Source organism: Sphingobacterium siyangense (assembly GCF_023277505.1).
Classification (GTDB): domain Bacteria; phylum Bacteroidota; class Bacteroidia; order Sphingobacteriales; family Sphingobacteriaceae; genus Sphingobacterium; species Sphingobacterium siyangense.
Genome location: NZ_CP080574.1, coordinates 5,800,035 through 5,817,324 on the forward strand (window position 1 = coordinate 5,800,035; position 17,290 = coordinate 5,817,324).

At 40.4% G+C, this 17,290-nt stretch carries 14 protein-coding genes and 5 tRNA genes; 8 read left to right on the plus strand and 11 right to left on the minus strand.

Translation table 11 applies throughout. The features are described from left to right. The first annotated feature begins 37 nt into the window (after positions 1-37). Genes K2F45_RS24505 through mnhG form a run of 6 tightly spaced genes read left to right on the plus strand, consistent with a single transcriptional unit; the run spans position 38 to position 3,411 of the window. On the plus strand, positions 38-457 hold the full coding sequence (locus K2F45_RS24505; RefSeq protein WP_075994294.1) for a Na+/H+ antiporter subunit B: 420 nt from the start codon (positions 38-40) through the stop codon (positions 455-457). Continuing rightward, positions 457-813 (plus strand): Na+/H+ antiporter subunit C, encoded by a 357-nt coding sequence (locus K2F45_RS24510; RefSeq protein WP_046671609.1) that lies wholly within the window; start codon positions 457-459, stop codon positions 811-813. The genes K2F45_RS24505 and K2F45_RS24510 overlap by 1 nt, the downstream gene beginning before the upstream one ends. Beyond that, the gene (locus K2F45_RS24515; protein ID WP_075994295.1) at positions 810-2,318 is read left to right on the plus strand and encodes a proton-conducting transporter transmembrane domain-containing protein; all 1,509 of its coding nucleotides are present in this window, start codon (positions 810-812) and stop codon (positions 2,316-2,318) included. The genes K2F45_RS24510 and K2F45_RS24515 overlap by 4 nt, the downstream gene beginning before the upstream one ends. 19 nt (positions 2,319-2,337) lie before the next feature. After that, positions 2,338-2,796: a Na+/H+ antiporter subunit E gene (locus tag K2F45_RS24520; RefSeq protein ID WP_227550155.1), complete on the plus strand. Its 459-nt coding sequence runs from the start codon at positions 2,338-2,340 to the stop codon at positions 2,794-2,796. After that, entirely contained in the window at positions 2,793-3,068 is a 276-nt protein-coding gene (locus K2F45_RS24525; RefSeq protein ID WP_046671612.1) for a monovalent cation/H+ antiporter complex subunit F, read from the plus strand. Before K2F45_RS24520 ends, K2F45_RS24525 begins: the two co-directional genes overlap by 4 nt. Beyond that, positions 3,061-3,411 carry a monovalent cation/H(+) antiporter subunit G gene (gene mnhG, locus K2F45_RS24530; protein WP_046671613.1) on the plus strand — a complete coding sequence of 117 codons (351 nt, stop codon included), beginning with the start codon at positions 3,061-3,063 and terminating at the stop codon, positions 3,409-3,411. Before K2F45_RS24525 ends, mnhG begins: the two co-directional genes overlap by 8 nt. A 61-nt stretch (positions 3,412-3,472) precedes the next feature. On the opposite strand, the gene K2F45_RS24535 is transcribed toward mnhG, so the two are convergent. After that, positions 3,473-4,564 (minus strand): lactonase family protein, encoded by a 1,092-nt coding sequence (locus K2F45_RS24535; RefSeq protein ID WP_248932579.1) that lies wholly within the window; start codon positions 4,562-4,564, stop codon positions 3,473-3,475. Between the two features lie 483 nt (positions 4,565-5,047). Here K2F45_RS24535 and K2F45_RS24540 point away from each other — a divergent pair, with 483 nt between their 5' ends. After that, entirely contained in the window at positions 5,048-6,397 is a 1,350-nt protein-coding gene (locus K2F45_RS24540; RefSeq protein ID WP_075994297.1) for a peptidylprolyl isomerase, read from the plus strand. Between the two features lie 83 nt (positions 6,398-6,480). Here the strand turns inward: K2F45_RS24540 and K2F45_RS24545 are convergent, their stop codons facing one another. The 10 genes from K2F45_RS24545 to K2F45_RS24590 all read right to left on the minus strand — a co-directional run bounded on the left by K2F45_RS24545 (position 6,481) and on the right by K2F45_RS24590 (position 16,241). Beyond that, positions 6,481-7,365: a DUF4440 domain-containing protein gene (locus K2F45_RS24545; protein ID WP_248932580.1), complete on the minus strand. Its 885-nt coding sequence runs from the start codon at positions 7,363-7,365 to the stop codon at positions 6,481-6,483. Between the two features lie 120 nt (positions 7,366-7,485). Further along, the gene (gene cysS / locus K2F45_RS24550; RefSeq protein ID WP_120333619.1) at positions 7,486-8,952 is read right to left on the minus strand and encodes a cysteine--tRNA ligase; all 1,467 of its coding nucleotides are present in this window, start codon (positions 8,950-8,952) and stop codon (positions 7,486-7,488) included. 21 nt (positions 8,953-8,973) lie between these two features. Beyond that, positions 8,974-10,275, minus strand: coding sequence for a ribosome biogenesis GTPase Der (gene der, locus K2F45_RS24555; protein ID WP_070569188.1), 1,302 nt, complete (start codon positions 10,273-10,275; stop codon positions 8,974-8,976). Between the two features lie 169 nt (positions 10,276-10,444). Next, positions 10,445-12,190: a RagB/SusD family nutrient uptake outer membrane protein gene (locus K2F45_RS24560; RefSeq protein WP_075994299.1), complete on the minus strand. Its 1,746-nt coding sequence runs from the start codon at positions 12,188-12,190 to the stop codon at positions 10,445-10,447. A gap of 23 nt (positions 12,191-12,213) precedes the next feature. Continuing rightward, on the minus strand, positions 12,214-15,303 hold the full coding sequence (locus K2F45_RS24565; protein WP_248932581.1) for a SusC/RagA family TonB-linked outer membrane protein: 3,090 nt from the start codon (positions 15,301-15,303) through the stop codon (positions 12,214-12,216). Positions 15,304-15,654: 351 nt separating this feature from the next. Continuing rightward, positions 15,655-15,727, minus strand: a tRNA-Met gene (locus K2F45_RS24570). Between the two features lie 55 nt (positions 15,728-15,782). Beyond that, positions 15,783-15,855: transfer RNA gene (locus K2F45_RS24575), tRNA-Met, on the minus strand. A gap of 56 nt (positions 15,856-15,911) precedes the next feature. Next, positions 15,912-15,984, minus strand: a tRNA-Met gene (locus K2F45_RS24580). A gap of 55 nt (positions 15,985-16,039) precedes the next feature. Beyond that, positions 16,040-16,112: transfer RNA gene (locus K2F45_RS24585), tRNA-Met, on the minus strand. 56 nt (positions 16,113-16,168) lie between these two features. After that, positions 16,169-16,241: transfer RNA gene (locus tag K2F45_RS24590), tRNA-Met, on the minus strand. A 115-nt stretch (positions 16,242-16,356) separates the two neighbouring features. Between K2F45_RS24590 and era the strand changes: the two genes are divergently transcribed. Then, positions 16,357-17,235 carry a GTPase Era gene (gene era / locus K2F45_RS24595; protein WP_070570335.1) on the plus strand — a complete coding sequence of 293 codons (879 nt, stop codon included), beginning with the start codon at positions 16,357-16,359 and terminating at the stop codon, positions 17,233-17,235. Positions 17,236-17,290: the final 55 nt, after the last annotated feature.

A 17,290-nucleotide genomic window follows, 5' to 3' on the forward strand; every position in this document is an offset into this window, starting at 1 on the left:
ACAAATGAGCTGATAACTCCTTGCTAAATAGTAACAAATGAACAGTACAATATTACAGACCGCTACGCGGTATTTATTACCGATACTCTTACTTTTCTCGGTGTTCCTTCTACTCAGGGGGCATTATTACCCCGGCGGAGGTTTCGTTGGCGGCTTGGTTGCTTCGATTGCCTTTGTGCTGCATAGTTTTGCCTTTGGTCCTCAAAATACCATGAAACTGATTCAGTACAAACCCCTGTCACTCATCCCCATCGGATTGGGGATTTCGGCCATAAGCATGTTCTTACCTGCATTTTTTGGCTACCCCGTCATGACCGGGCTTTGGCTGGAAGAGAAAATCCCCGTTATCGGGATGATAGGAACCGCCTTATTTTTTGACCTTGGTGTATACTTTGTTGTCATCGGTGTTGTCCTGACAATTTTATTTACAATTGCTTTAACTACTGAAGAAGAATAATGGAACTGATACTCGTGTTATTGATCGGCATCCTTTATGCTGCCGGAATATACCTCATCTTGCGTCGAAGCATGGTGAAATTGTTGTTGGGGATTATGTTACTGGGCAATGGTACCAATATATTGATCTTCTTATTGGGAAACATTATTAAAGGTAAACCACCCATCATTGGACCCGATCTGAAGGTATTCACAGATATTTATGCGGACCCGATTCCGCAAGCACTTATTTTAACGGCCATCGTGATCAGCTTTGGCCTAACCTCCTTTGCCATCGTTTTACTCAAGCGTGTATATGCATTGCTGGGTACAGATGATCTGGATGATTTGAACACGCCTGAGGAAGAAGATATATGATAGACAACCACATTATTGCCACGATTATCGTGCATTTATTTATTGCTATTGTCCAACTGATGTTGTGGCGCAAATCCACTGCACAACGTTTTCTGAGCGTTGGCGGAAGCTTGCTCGCACTTATTCTTGCCTTTAAACTATTCTTCAAGGTTTATGATGATGGTATTCTGACCATGAATGCAGCGAATTGGAAAGCTCCTTTTGGGATCGTTTTTGTTGCCGATCTATTCAGCAGTACCCTTGTTCTCCTCACTTCTATCGCAGGCCTGGCGGTCTCCATCTTTTCCTGTGTCGGTGTGGGGCGCCAGCGCATACTCTATGGTTATTTCCCGATCTTTCACTTTTTGATGATGGGGCTCAATGGGGCTTTTCTAACCGGTGACATCTTCAATCTGTATGTATGGTTTGAAGTTATTATTATTTCCTCTTTTGTGCTGATGACTTTGGGGGGCAGAAAATCCCAATTGGAAGGTGCCGTAAAATATATGGCCATGAATATTCTGGCTTCCACATTTTTCTTAACAGGAATAGGTATACTTTATGGTATTTCAGGCTCATTAAACATGGCCGACCTGGCCCTGCGTATTCCTAAAATACAAAATCAGGCTTTAGTAGAAATTACAGCAACATTTTTCCTGATCGGTTTCGGTATTAAATCCGCCGTATTTCCACTCTATTTTTGGTTACCGTCCTCTTACCATACGCCACCTTCGGCCGTAGCAGCGACATTTGGAGGCTTATTGACCAAGGTTGGGATCTACGCCTTGTTCCGGGTATTTTCCTTACTATTTATTCCCAATCATTTTACCAAGGAACTGCTTATCGTCTTAGCCATATTGACTATTCTAACGGGTGCTTTTGGCGCACTGATCAAAACTAATATCCGAAGGTTGTTTTCTTATTTGATCGTTTGTCATATCGGTTTTATGATTGGTGGACTGGGCTTATATAGTAAATGGGCTTTATTGGGGGCAGTATTCTATCTGATTCATGATATCATGGTCAAAACGAATTTATTCCTCATAGCCGGTGTTATACGACAACTCCGCGGCACCATGGATATGACTAAACTGGGCGGACTTTATGCCCAATACCCAAAGATTTCATTACTTTTTGCCATTGTTCTTTTTTCACTGGTGGGCATCCCGCCTCTCTCGGGCTTCTGGCCTAAAATCTATCTATTCAAAGATGCCTTCCACTTAGAGAAGTATGCTTTCGCGGGAGCCCTGATTATTGGTAGCTTTATCACCTTGTTTGTCATCGCCAAAATGTGGGCGCAGGTATTCTGGAAAGATGCGCCTGATCCGGAAATCATTGAGGACAAATTTGCGGGTATGATCGGCTATAAAAGAACAATGCTCATACTGCCTGTTGTTATTTTGGCTTCTGCGTCCCTGTATATCGGACTCAACGCTGAAGCGATTATCCATGTCGCGGATCAAATCGCTACACAATTATTGGACACATCACCTTACATAAACGCTGTATTAGGAGGGCAGAAATGATATGATAAAACAGTTTTTAATGAACCTCATGTTATCCTTTATCTGGGTCGCATTGACGGGATCGATGTATTACACCAACTTCCTATTCGGCTTTATGCTGGGATTTGGTATCCTCTGGCTTATGAACAGGAATGAGGTGGACCAACGCTACTTTTATCGGGTCCCCAAAACATTGAGTTTTATTCTTTTTTTCCTGTGGGAAATGATTGTTGCCAATGTGCAGGTTGCCTACGACGTAATAACCCCCAAGTTTTTTATCAAACCTGCGATTGTCAAGTACCCGATGGATGCAAAAACCGATTTGGAAATTAACCTGCTTTCAACCTTTATCTCGTTGACACCCGGCACACTTATCCTCGACGTAAGTGAAGATAAAAAAACGCTCTTTATTCACGTCATGTACATGAAAAGCAAGGAACAGTTTGTTTCTACCCTTAAAAATAATGTTGAACGAAGACTTTTAGAACTCTTAAGATGACTTTAAATAGCTATTTTGATTATGTGATCCTTCCGATCTTGACTATCTCAGTCATACTGGCTTTTATTCGTCTGTATAAAGGACCCCAGATATTTGATCGTGTTATTGCCCTAGATCTCATTATCACCATCGGAATTGGCATTATTACCGTTTATAGTATACGAACTTCGCAGGAAGTGTTTTTAGACATTGCCATGATCTTGGCGCTTATCGCATTTCTTGGTACGATCGCATTTTCATTTTATTTAGAAAAACAAAGCAAAGATGATTGATATTACTTTAGCCATTCTCAGTACCATCGGGGCCTTGGCCATACTATTTGCGTCTATTGGTATCTTGCGGATGCCCGATTTTTATTTACGCCTTTCGGTTACGGTAAAGGCGGCAACGCTGGGTGTGGGACTTTTACTTATCTGTGCGGCAATGACCTTCCCGGATGTATCCGTAACGACCAAGGCTATAGCTATTGGATTTTTTCTGATCCTAACGGCTCCGGTTGCAGCACACATGATTGGTAGGGCAGCCTATATCCAGCGGGTAAAAACATGGAAGGGAACCACCTTAAATGACCTTGAAAAGGAAGGTAAATTAGATTGTAGAAAAGAAGATTTTTAAGAAAAAGCGCATACGGTTTTTCCTAAAAATCTTCTTTTCTTATTCGAACTTCTTTTCTGGATTAGAAGATAATGCAAACAGGTGCTGGTACAGCAATTTCTTTTCCAGTATCTGTCAACAAACCCGTTTTAGCATCCCGGCTAAACAAAACAATGTTGTTGGTATATTGATTGGCGACCAAAAGATATTTCCCATCCGGAGAAAGGTTGAAATTACGCGGACCTTTACCTTTTACTGAAAGATTCGCTATTTTCTTCAATTCCCCATCCTTCTCGACCGAAAAAGTAGCTATCGTATTGGCATCGCCACGGTTGGTCGCATACAGGAATTTTCCATCAGCCGACATCTTAATATCCGCACCACCATTATTCCCTTTAAAACCTTCGGGGTTAATATCAAAAGTACTTTGATACATCCATGCATCACCATCTTTCTTATACGATGCAATTTGACCGGTCATTTCCAATACGACATACAGGAATTTCTCTTTCTTATCAAACACGATATGACGCGGTCCCCCTCCTGCTGGCGTAAAGATATCTTCTGATTCATCAGCAAGACTATAGGCATTTCCCGTTTTACTCACCGGATAAATAGAAATCTCATCCAAACCAAGATCTTGGACGTACAACTTATCTCCTTTATTGGAGAAAAAAGTAGAATGTACATGTGGCTTTTCTTGGCGTACGGGGTCCACCCCCTTACCCTCGTGTTGTATTAAGCGTGCTCTTTTGCTTAAAACACCATTACTTTCTAAATCAAACAACGCCGCAGAGCCGCCTGTATAATTTGCCACAGCGAGCAAGCTACCCTTAGGATGTACCTCAACAAAACAAGGCGACTCCCCTCCGGAAGGAAGTGAGTTTAGAAAAGTTAAATGACCGTCCTTAAAAGAATAGGCAGAAACAGACCCCTCTTGATTTGGAACCTCATTAACGGCATAAATAAAGTTATTATTTCGCGCTAAAAAGGATGGATCTTTACTTTCTTGCGTGCTCGACAAGGTTGTTTCACCAGTTTTAACATCAAAATTATAAATATAGATGCCCTTGCTCGCGGTTTTGCTCGTATAAGTGCCCACAAACATGGGAATCTGTTGCGCAAAACTAGCCAGAGGTAAAATTGTCATCAAATAAATAAATGCTTTTTTCATTGAAATTATTTTATAGATGTAGCTACTCATTTATCGAATGAGACCATTACATCAAGTTTGTTGCTAAATTATACGGGAACCCAATTAAATTCCCTAATTCATTCCTCCGTCTGAGGATCTAAAACCCCCTCCATTTTACAGGCGTAAATATCGTCAATAGACTTGTTAAATTTGGTTAAAACCGTCCTTTCTAATAGGCAAATGCGTATTTTAGCACATCAATTTTAACAATTCTAAAATCGCCCATTTAAAATATTGGGAATACAAAAATATTGTTAAATAAAAGTACGAATAATTCATATAATCTGATAATTTTGTGCTGTTGTTCAAAAAAGTATATATTGAACACAATTACTACGTATACCGCCGAAGGCAGCGTGAATGCTTGTGACAAAAAAATAAATGATGAACAAATAACCGAGTGAAACGAGTTCATTTATACAAATGAAGATCACTCATAAATATCATAAATAATTTATACGGATGAAAAAAAACATTTATATATTGTTTTTATTGCTGTTTGCATCAATTCAGGCCAGTCTTGCGCAACGTCAAGTTATTGATCGCGTTGTAGCAACGGTTGGATCGGGCATTATCTTACAGTCCGACGTGGATATGCAATATTCTCAATGGTTAGCGCAAGGGAATAAACCTAATGAAAATTTTAAATGCGGCGTACTTGAGCAGTTAATCATTCAGAAATTGCTTTCCCAACAGGCAGTAATTGACTCTATAGATGTAACGGAAACCGAAGTTGACGATAACCTTAACTCTCGCCTACGTCATATGTCACAACAGGCAGGAGGGCAAGAACGTCTTGAAAAATTCCTCAATCGCTCTTTATTGCAATACAAAGAAGAAATGCGTTCAAGTGTTTTTGAGCAATTGAAAGCTAACAAAATGCAGCAAAACATTGTTCAAAAAGTAGACGTAACACCATTGGAAGTAAAGCGTTATTTTGAAGGCTTGAATAAAGACAGTCTGCCTTACTTCAATACCGAGGTAGAAATTGGTGAGATTGTGATGATGCCCAAATTGACAGATGCGGAAAAAAAAGAGCAGCGAGATAAGATTGAAGGTATCCGCAAGCAGATTGTAGATGGATCGGACTTTGGTACAATGGCTCGTATATACTCGCAAGATCCCGGATCTGCTCCGTATGGAGGTGATTTAGGTTTCGGCACACGTGACAACTACGTAAAGGAATTCTCCGCGATGGCTTTTAAATTAAAACCGGGAGAAATTTCACCAATTGTAGAATCCAAATTTGGCTTTCATATTATTCAGGTACTCGAACGACGGGGCGAAGAGGTGCACACACGCCATATCCTGATGAAGATCAATCCTGGTACTGCTGCGTTAGAAAGAACCAAAAATAAATTGGACAGTATCTATAAACTGGTTGTTGACAAAAAAATGGATTTCTATCACGCTGCTACAAATTATTCGGATGCAGAAGAAAGCAAATTCAATGGTGGTATGATCCTAAATCAAGAAGGCTCAAGCCGCACAACCGTAATTCCTATGGATGGCTTGGAAAAATCGGTATTTACAGCAATCGATCCCCTAAAACCAGGAGAATACTCCAAACCAGAGCAATTTACAGACAAAATGGGCGATGTTGGCTACCGTTTCAATTACTTGAAAACACGTATTCCGCCGCACAAAGCAAATTTGGACGAGGATTTCACCAAAATCAAAGAGGCTGCCAGACAAGATAAAATCAATCGCAATCTAAGTAAATGGTTCGATGATAAATCGAAAACAACATTTATCAATATCAGTGACGAGTTTGGTTCATGCGATGAATTGAAAAAATGGAAAAAACAATAAGTGTACAGTACAACACTTATCCTATAAAAAAAGGGCTTGAATAGTATATATTCAAGCCCTTTTTTTATTTGGCAATCGTCATGCTATTTCTCAAACATCATCTCGATCAGAATATTCCAGTTCGCTTTCTTCACATCATCCTTCGCCAATTCGCTCAGTTGCCAGATACGAATATAATTATACTTCACCACCTTATCCTTTTGTCGTACTGTTGCAGTTCCTTTTGTATAGGCAAAATCGCCACTATACGAACGTTTTACTTCTTCGGGCACTGTTTCTATCGTCATCCGTTGTTTTTTGAGGTAAGCCATCATTGTGGCCTTTCCCTCCATCGGACTAGTCCAAGGAAACAAAAAGCGGACATCCTCACTTAAAAACTCCTTATATGCGGTTGGGTTATCGGCCTTCAGAACTGTTGACATCAATTTGTCTGTCTCCAGGACAATATCTTCACGCTGATTCAATCGCACTTTAGAGCGGTGCTTCAGATACCACGAATCGGTAGGTTCGATATATTCAAGATCAAATTCCCCATCCTTCCCGTTGTTTTCAACTTCGGCCCGAATATCGACCAGCCACTTACCCTTTTTGTTGCGTTTCCAGACAGTCAAGTACTCTCCATGACGCAACCTTGCACCTACTTTCTGAAAGTCCATAGACCCCGAAGTCACACCAAATTCCTGACTTTTAGCAATCAACGCAAACGTAGGTTGCCAATTTAAAACATCGGGAATATTTGGTCTATTATTAAGATAGTTGTAAGCATTTACTGCCGATGGGACGTAAAACGTAGATTCCTTATCAATGATCGAAAGAAACGCTTGATGCGGCGTAGTGGCTTTAGCCAGTGCTGCAGCATCCTTATCGGCCTGTAATAGGCTTCCAACTTTCTCAGGTATCTGCGCATAAAGTGTTGTACTAGCAACACTCATGAATGCGACGACGGATAGCCTATTCCAAAAATTCATATGCAAATTGATCTTTCTTTTAAAGGTTACATGGAATATCCATTGGTTTCCACGATAATGTGTTTTCCCAATAGGAATATTCCATTTTATTCCTCTTTTATAAATTCGATTTCTTATCTATCAAATCTTATTCCAAAGTGTTCCTTCTTTGCTATCTTTCAATTGAATTCCAATAGAATTAAGCTCATCACGAATACGGTCAGAGGTGACGAAGTCTTTATTTGCTTTGGCTTCATTACGTAGTTTAATGACCAGATTCATGACGTCATCGATATCATCGGATGCTGAAGTCTGATCGTTTCTAAGCCCTAGGATATCCTCAACAAATTCTTTCATGAATACTTGAAGACCTTCCAATCCTTCAGCGGTTACTTTCGCTTTACCATCATAAATCGAGTTGATGATACGTACAATTTCAAACAATTCGGCAATGAGTACAGGACTATTAAAATCGTCATCCATAGCTGCGTAACACTTGCGGCGGATTTCAGCTAAATTGAATGAATCAGCACCCTTCGACACCTTCAATTTGTCTAAAAGACTGATCGCAGTCATAAGTCTTTTATACCCCTTGTCGGCCGCATCCAATGCCTCATTGGAGAAATCCAGCGTACTTCTATAATGTGCCTGTAACATAAAGAATCGTACGGCCATCGGCGAATAACCTCTATTCAATAAGGGATGATTTCCAGTAAATAGTTCGCCCGGTAAAAATCCATTTCCGGCAGATTTGGACATACGCGCACCATTTACAGTCAACATATTCGTGTGCATCCAATATTTGGCAGGGCTCGTATGGTTACATGCTTCTGATTGTGCAATTTCATTGGTATGATGTGTAGCTGCCAAATCCATTCCACCGCCATGAATATCAAACTGATCACCTAAGTACTTTCTGCTCATGGCCGAACATTCGATATGCCAACCTGGGAAGCCAACACTCCAAGGTGCAGGCCAACGCATAATCGTTTCAGGTTTTGCTTTGATCCATAAGGCAAAATCCAAACGCCCCTTTTTCTCATCCTGACCGCTCAATTCACGGGTATTATTGAGCATATCCTCCAATTTACGATTGGTCAATATCGTATAATCGTATGTTTCAACGTATTTTTCAACATCAAAATAGACGGTACCGTTGCGCTCATAGGCATAGCCATTCTCTATAATCTGTTCGATCATTTCAATCTGCTCAGAAATATGTCCTGTCGCAGTAGGTTCAATACTGGGCGGCAACGTATTGAAAAGACGCAATACGTCATGAAAACCTATCGTATACTTTTGAACGATTTCCATCGGTTCCAATTGTTCCAATTTTGCTTTTTTTGCAAATTTATCATCCCCTTCATCACGATCGCCTTCCAAGTGTCCCGCATCGGTAATATTGCGCACATAACGCACTTTATAACCAAGGTGACGCAAGTATCTAAAAATCAAATCAAAAGACACAAACGTCCGACAGTTTCCCAAATGCACATCACTGTACACTGTGGGCCCACATACATACATACCAACAAGATTGGGATGAATAGGTTCGAATTTTTCTTTTGTTCGCGAAAGCGTATTGTATAAATAGAGATTATGGTCCATGTTTAATCGCTGCTTGGAAATCTATTTTTGTCTGAAATATATTTGAATTGGCACCCCTGTAAAGTCAAAGTTCTCACGCAATTTGTTTTCAATAAAACGTTTGTACGGATCTTTGATGTATTGTGGTAGATTACAGAAGAATGCAAACATCGGTGTCCGTCCTGGCAACTGTGTTGCATATTTAATTTTGATATATTTACCCTTTAAGGATGGCGGTGGATAATTCTCGATAATATCCAACATCACTTCATTCAATTTGGAAGTAGGGATCTTTTTGGTTTTGTTGGCATATACCTTGTCGGCAACTTCCAGTACCTTAAGAACACGTTGTTTTTCGGTTACGGAAGTAAAGATAATAGGCACATCTGTAAATGGTGCTATTTTCTCTTTGATGCGATCTTCAAAAGCCTTCATTGTTTTGTTGTCCTTTTCGATCAAATCCCACTTATTGACAACAATTACGATACCTTTACGGTTCTTCTCTGCCAGGTTGAAAATATTAACGTCCTGCGCTTCTAATCCATCCTGTGCATCCAACATTAAAATCGTCACATCAGAATCTTCCAAGGCTTTGATGGTACGCATCACCGAATAAAACTCAATATCTTCATTTACTTTGGACTTACGACGAAGACCTGCAGTATCGATCAATAGAAAGTTATGTCCATATTGATTGTAATGTATACGGATTGAATCACGTGTCGTCCCTGCCATTGGCGTTACAATGTTGCGATCTTTGCCGATCAAAGCATTTGTCAAAGAAGATTTACCCACATTCGGGCGGCCTACGATGGTATATTTAGGTAAGGATTCTTCTTCTTCCTCCTCCACTTCGAAATGAGAAACCACAGCATCCAACAGTTCACCTGTACCCGATCCTGTAGCCGACGAGATATTGAAAACCTCTCCTAAACCAAAGGCATAAAACTCTGCCGATTCATGATGCAATTTCGCGTGATCGACTTTATTGGCCACTACATACACAGGTTTGGAGCTTCTTCTCAGAATATCAGCGATTTCGTCATCCAAGTCGGTAATGCCAGTTGTGACATCCACCATGAATATAACTACTGAAGCTTCTTCAATAGCGATATAGACCTGATCGCGAATAGCTTCTTCAAAGACATCATCCGAACCATGTACAAAACCACCTGTATCAATTACTGTAAATTTCTTTCCGATCCACTCGGCTGTTTCATAATGACGGTCGCGCGTCACCCCGCTAAAGTCATCAACAATCGCTTTTCTACTTTCTGTAAGACGATTGAATAAGGTAGATTTACCAACATTTGGACGACCAACAATTGCAACAATATTTGCCATATTTATTTTATTTGATCCACCCACTATCACAGCAGGTGGCACTTTTATGCTAAAAATATACTTAAGGGAACAAAGATACGGATTCGAAAGGGATTATCGCGACACAAAAACAAAAATGGCTTTACCGTGAAGTAAAGCCATTTATAGGGTTTAAATTATCAATATTCGCCTAGTTAGACGTTGGATTCTGAGTCAATTTGCCCGGATATGAATTGATCGCATCCTGAGGAATAAAATAAGTTACTCTAAAATCTGTTGGTACAATATCTTCAAATTGTTTCTGTGGCCCCGGATAGGTACGGTTTAACGGGTCCCCATTACGGAACACATCGTAGCTGCGTTCAGCCTGATAGGCCAATTCCAACTGACGTTCTTTGTCAATCAGTTTGCTTGCACTGGCCGCATCAATTGAAGTATATCCGCCATTGACAATAGAACGATTTCTGATGGTATTTAAATCATTTAGCGCTGCACCATAATTACCTAATTTTGCATTAGCCTCTGCGCGGTTTAAATAAATTTCACCCAAGCGGCTGATTACAGGGGAGTGCAGTTGAGACTCCTCACCTTCACGTGAGCATTTCACAATATAAAACTGTGGATAAGCACGATTTAAGGAAATATAGTAATCAATCATACCCGAATAGGTATTACCGTCTTCATAGGTAATGGAATAAGTTTGCTGACCAGCATTAATTGTCGCTAAAGTATATTCTTTAACAACTTCTTGATCACCCACCTTTTTTACTTCTCGAGCAATTACTGTATTCCCATTAATAATGGCCGGAATTTGCACATAACTTAATGTTTTAGGGTCACCGACTTTTGCAGGTGAGTTCTGTTTGATAAATCGAAAAACAGTTGAGTAATTGCCTTTATCGTCTTTGGAATAAGTCGGCTCTATAAAAGCTGCGCGTGCGTCCACAATGCTATAATGATCTGGCCGCCAGTCATTACGACCAGTTTCATTCAAAAGATCAATATATTTGGCACTGGAATACATCTCACCCCAGCCCATACCACCAATATTGGAATACATACCACCGATACCATAATAATGATCATCGCCCGAGAACTCAGACGCAACACGTTTCACGGCAAAGATGGTCTCCTTGTTATCTTCAGGTCTAAAGGTATTGTATTTCATGAACTGCTCACGGGCCAACAAGACATATTTACCTGAATTAATCACCTTATTGGCATACTCTAAAGAAAGACGTGCATATTCCGCGTTCGGATTCTTATATGTCCCGCTCATGTATAGATAAATGCGAGAAAGCATTGCCTGCGCTGCACCCTTAGACGCATACGCTGCCCCTTTATCAAGTGTCATTAAAGCTTCTGCTTTTTTCAGGTCACTGATCGCTTGCGCGTATGTATCTTTGACAGACGAACGATCGGGCAAGTTTAAATCATTGAAGACATCGTCAGGAGTACCATTAACGATCGGAACACCAAGATTTGTCTCTGGACTTTGATAATATGGCTTCCCAAATGCACGGCAAAGGTAAAAATACATCATTCCACGGATGTAATAACATTCACCCAGTTTATTATCCATTTCTGTACTCTGACCTTCCGCAAACATCTTGATTACGTTCGAAGACTGTGCAATAGCCTTATAGCCATAGTCCCAAAAATTTTGCAAACGGTAATTATTGGGTGTTCTCGCATAGGAGATAAATTCGTAGAACGCATCTGTCGACGACCCGCGGATCATCATATTATCACCAGCGTATTCACCAAGACGGTGCATCGGATCAGACCAAGCTTTTAACTGCGCATAGGTACCTGTTACCATTGCATCCGGATTATTAACGATATTTTCTTCATCCATTGAAGTATAAGGAAGACGATCTATATCACAAGAGGACACTGCTGTAGCTATTAAAAGTCCTATTAGTATTTTTTTCATGATTGATTTTCTAAACGTTAAAATTAAAATGTCACACTTGCGCCAAACATATATTTACGAACCATTGGGTACACCGAAACGCCCGTTGAACGGATCATTTGACCACCCCCACCTTTGCCATCCGGCTCAGTCAATGGAAGCTCTGGATCGACACCTGAATAGTTTGTAATCGTAAATAAGTTCTCCCCAGCTAAGAAGACACGTAAATTTTTGATGTTATATTTCTTTAGATCAAAGTTGTACCCTAAGGTCAGTGATCTCATTTTCAAGAAATTGTTACTTTCTAAAAAGCGTGTTGAAGGTGAATTACCTTTATCTTGGTTGTCGTATCTTGCAATCGGGTGAGTGGCAACATCGCCAGGTTTTTCCCAACGGCTCCAACCATCCTGTAACTTCATCTGGTTACGATCCGTATAGGTTCCATCCGAATCAAATTCCTGACGCGAGTAATTATATAATTTCCCCCCCAAGGAGAAACCGAACACGGCATTCAGGTCAAACTGCTTATAACTTAAAGCCGTGCTGAAACCGCCAAAAAGATCCGGATTTCCTTTTCCTACATTACGGAAAGTTGCATTGGAATAGTTCGACGTCGTTGTCCTTGTTTCATTGCCATTGGCATCAGTCTCGTATCGATACCACATTGGCAAACCATTATCTACGTTAACACCAGCCCATTCTTTTAAATAATAGGTATCTACCGGAAGACCTGGCTGAAGCAGACGTTGCGCCGATCCAGCGATACCTGATCCATCACCTGCGATAATTGGTTTTGAAACAAGATTACCATTGGCATCTTTTGTCGCAAATAGCTCGGTCAATTTATTCACATTGTGACTCAAATTAACATCCAAGCTCCAATGTACATTGTCATTTCGAACGATGTCGCCACCGATGGTCAATTCAATCCCCCGGTTTTGCATCTTACCAATATTTTTCCAGATAGAAGTAACACCGGTCAGACCGCTGATTGGCACTTGATAAAGTACATTATCGGTCTTCTTGTCATAATAATCAACATTGAATCGCAATCTATTCTTAAACAAGGCTGCATCAACCCCAAAACCAGTTGTGTAAGTTTTTTCCCAAGTCAGATCTTTATTACCAATTTGGCTAATTAATGCCCCTGGTATACCATTATAACTTGATGATGCAGACACCGAGTAAAGACTATATTGCGGATATAATGAACTTGGTCTATTACCTACCGATCCATAAGCCGCTCTCAGTTTTAAATTATCTACCCAATCAGCCTTGAACCACTCTTCCTTATTGATATTCCAACCACCACTAACTGAAAAAAAGTTCCCATATTTTGCATTGGTACCAAAATTGGATGCTCCATCACGACGGAAAGATACCTGTGCCAAATATTTATTATCGTATGCATAGTTTGCATTAGACAAAAATGACTGTACTGCCCATTCGGAAATTCCACCTCTGGTTCGCTCTGGTTTTGCAACAACATCCAATACCTCGAAACCATTTACAATACCTGTTCCATAAGCATCTAAGGTTTTTGTCCAATAGTCGTTAAATTCGTATGCAGCCAATCCATTCAGGCTATGTTTATCCCAAGTCTTGTTGAAACGTAAAATCTGGTTGGTATACCGACGGGCAAATTCCATGCGATAATCTGTCACACGACCAATTACACTTTCGCCGCTGTTTGATCGTGGATCTTGATAGCCGCTATCGGAATAACTATTGTAACGATAATTGTTGACAGAAGAGAAAGTCAACCAATCTGTTAATTTGATGTCGAAATCTAAGTTACCCATAAATTCATAATTGGTATTGGCACTATGATTCCATTGGAGGTCGTACAAGTAGTTTGTGCTTGCATTGTTGACCCAGCCGCTGTAACGATGTGGCACTAAATTTCCATTTGCATCGTAAGGACTGTCCCAAGGCAGGTTTCCATACATGGCATTGACATCATATTGACGATCATCTACAGCACGTCTTGATCCCGCAATAGATGGCTTAATGGTCAGCCAATCGAAAGGCTTATAGTTGGTACGTAATCTAAAATTATAACGATCGTAATCATATCCTTTTACAGCACCGGCTTCGTTGTAGTAACCTAAAGACAAATAAGACTGTAATTTATCATTTCCACCCTGAATAGACAAATTGTGGTTTTGGACAAATCCGGTTTTTGTCGCCAGTTTCCACCAGTCAAAATTGCTATCACGTAATTCAGAATTCCATCGTGGAAATTTGATGTCACCTGGATTAGAAAAAGAGGCAAAATAATCATAAAGTTCAGCTCCATCCATCATTTCCATGTGCCCATTGGAAAGTTGGTTGACACCCATTTTTGTAGAAAAGCTAATGCTTGTTTTGGATGCAGTAGGGTTTTTAGTTGTCACAACGACAACACCATTCGCACCTTGAGAACCATAAATCGAGGTTGAAGCAGCATCTTTTAGGATGGTTAATGACTCAATGTCGTCCGGATTGATATCACCTGGGCTTGAGCCAACAATAACACCGTCAATGACCCACAATGGGCTGGTCGTACCACTTAATGTTGCCTGACCACGAATCACAACACCGCCATTTGACCCTGGTTTACCGGCTCCTGGGGCAACATATACCCCGGCAGCTTTACCATTCAGCATGTTTTCAACCGATGGCGTAGTGACATCGCGTAATTTGTTTCCTTTAACCGCCTGAAGAGCGCCAGTCAAACTTTCTTTTTTCTGTTGTGTTCCATAACCAACAATGACAACTTCCTGGAGTGCTTCACTATTGGACTCCATATTGATGTTAACAACCGGTCCTGTTACGGTCACTTCTTGTGCTTTATAACCAACACTTGTAACGACCAGTACATCACCATATTTAGCATCTATTGTAAAACGTCCATCTGCTCCTGCGGATGTCGATTTACCGCTCCCCTTAACGCTAATGGTTGCTCCAGCCAATGGGCCGTCTGTAGACTGCACTTTTCCATTCACTTTTTGTTGATAAACCGCGTCATTCAACAAAATATTGTTGTTTGGAAATGTAAGACCATTAGCATTAGCCGAGTTGTGTGTACTTGCAATGAGTAAAGCTAATGATAACAGACTCAACTTTTGATTGTCGAGAATCTTTGAAATCATAATATTTAATAGTTAGTTTAAAAATTGATTAGCTTGCTAATCAAAATTTAGGTACATGAATGCTAAAACTAACGGATGATGACAGCATATCAAAATTTAGCGACAAAGAAATAGATTGCGCCAATTAAACAAACGATTGCATAAACACACATTTTACAGCGTGATCCAATATCAAAAAATTAGAACGATTAAATAACAGCAAAAGACAGTTTGTTAACAACCTCACGACAATCGATAATAAGAAATTTAGAAGAGTAGGAAAAAAAGATGATCCTGAAAAACAGGCGGTATTATAGCGTAAATTAGGACACAAAAAAAGCCAAGATATTCACCTCGGCTTTTTTCTTTTAGTAGCGGGGACCAGACTCGAACTAGTGACCTTCGGGTTATGAGCCCGACGAGCTACCAACTGCTCCACCCCGCAATGTATTTTAAATTTCTTTAAAAGAACCGATCATTGCAATCGGCTCTTTCTTTAGTAGCGGGGACCAGACTCGAACTAGTGACCTTCGGGTTATGAGCCCGACGAGCTACCAACTGCTCCACCCCGCAATGTATTTTAAATTTCTTTAAAAGAACCGATCATTGCAACCGGCTCTTTCTTTTAGTAGCGGGGACCAGACTCGAACTAGTGACCTTCGGGTTATGAGCCCGACGAGCTACCAACTGCTCCACCCCGCAATGTATTTTAAGTTTCTTTAAAAGAACCGATCATTGCAACCGGCTCTTTCTTTAGTAGCGGGGACCAGACTCGAACTAGTGACCTTCGGGTTATGAGCCCGACGAGCTACCAACTGCTCCACCCCGCAATGTATTTTAAATTTCTTTAAAAGAACCGATCATTGCAACCGGCTCTTTCTTTTAGTAGCGGGGACCAGACTCGAACTAGTGACCTTCGGGTTATGAGCCCGACGAGCTACCAACTGCTCCACCCCGCAATATATTTTTGAACAAAATTGCTTTTTTCTTTTGAAAAAACAAGATTATGATCCTTCCGAATTGGAGTACAAAGATATATTTTGTTTCTTTGTAATCCTAATAAAATTTAGAAAAATGTCACATAAAGCAGGATTCGTAAGTATCATCGGAAAGCCAAATGCTGGTAAGTCCACCCTAATGAACGCTTTAGTGGGTGAAAAAATGTCTATCATTACACCCAAAGCGCAAACGACAAGACACCGCATTATCGGTATTGTAAACGATGAAGACCATCAAATTGTGTTTTCGGACACCCCTGGTGTTATCAAACCAAACTATTCTTTGCAAGAATCGATGATGAATTTTGTCCAAGGATCGTTGATCGATGCAGACATTATTTTATTTGTGACAGATATCCACGAAAAATACGATGAGAACGATGTCCTGGAGAAATTGCGTAAAACAAATTCCCCTGTTGCCGTGCTTATCAACAAAATCGATAAATCTTCGGAAGAAGAGGTCAAGGCTAAGATTGAATTTTGGCAGGAAAAATTAAATCCGGATACCGTTTTTGCGATTTCAGCAAAATTAAATCATAATGTTGCTGCCGTGATGCACTACATTAAGGACAAGTTACCGATTCACGAAGCCTATTATGAAAAGGATGAGTTAACGGATAAATCCATGCGTTTTTTTGTCTCTGAGATGATTCGTGAAAAAGTATTCAAACTATACGATAAAGAGATTCCCTACAGTACAGAAGTAATCGTTACATCTTACAAAGAAGAAGCAAATATCACACGTATTGCTGCCGAAATTATTGTTGAGCGCGACTCTCAAAAAAACATTATCATTGGAAAAGCAGGAGCCATGATCAAAAAAGTCGGCACCTATGCGCGCCAGGATATTGAAGAGTTTATCGACGGAAAAGTATTCCTCGAGCTTTTTGTTAAGGTAATTCCTGACTGGAGAAGTAAAAAGAACTACCTTAAACGTTTCGGGTACGACGATTAATCCGCATTGAAAAGTTCGTACGGAGATCTTTTTATACCGACCTCCCCTACACGAA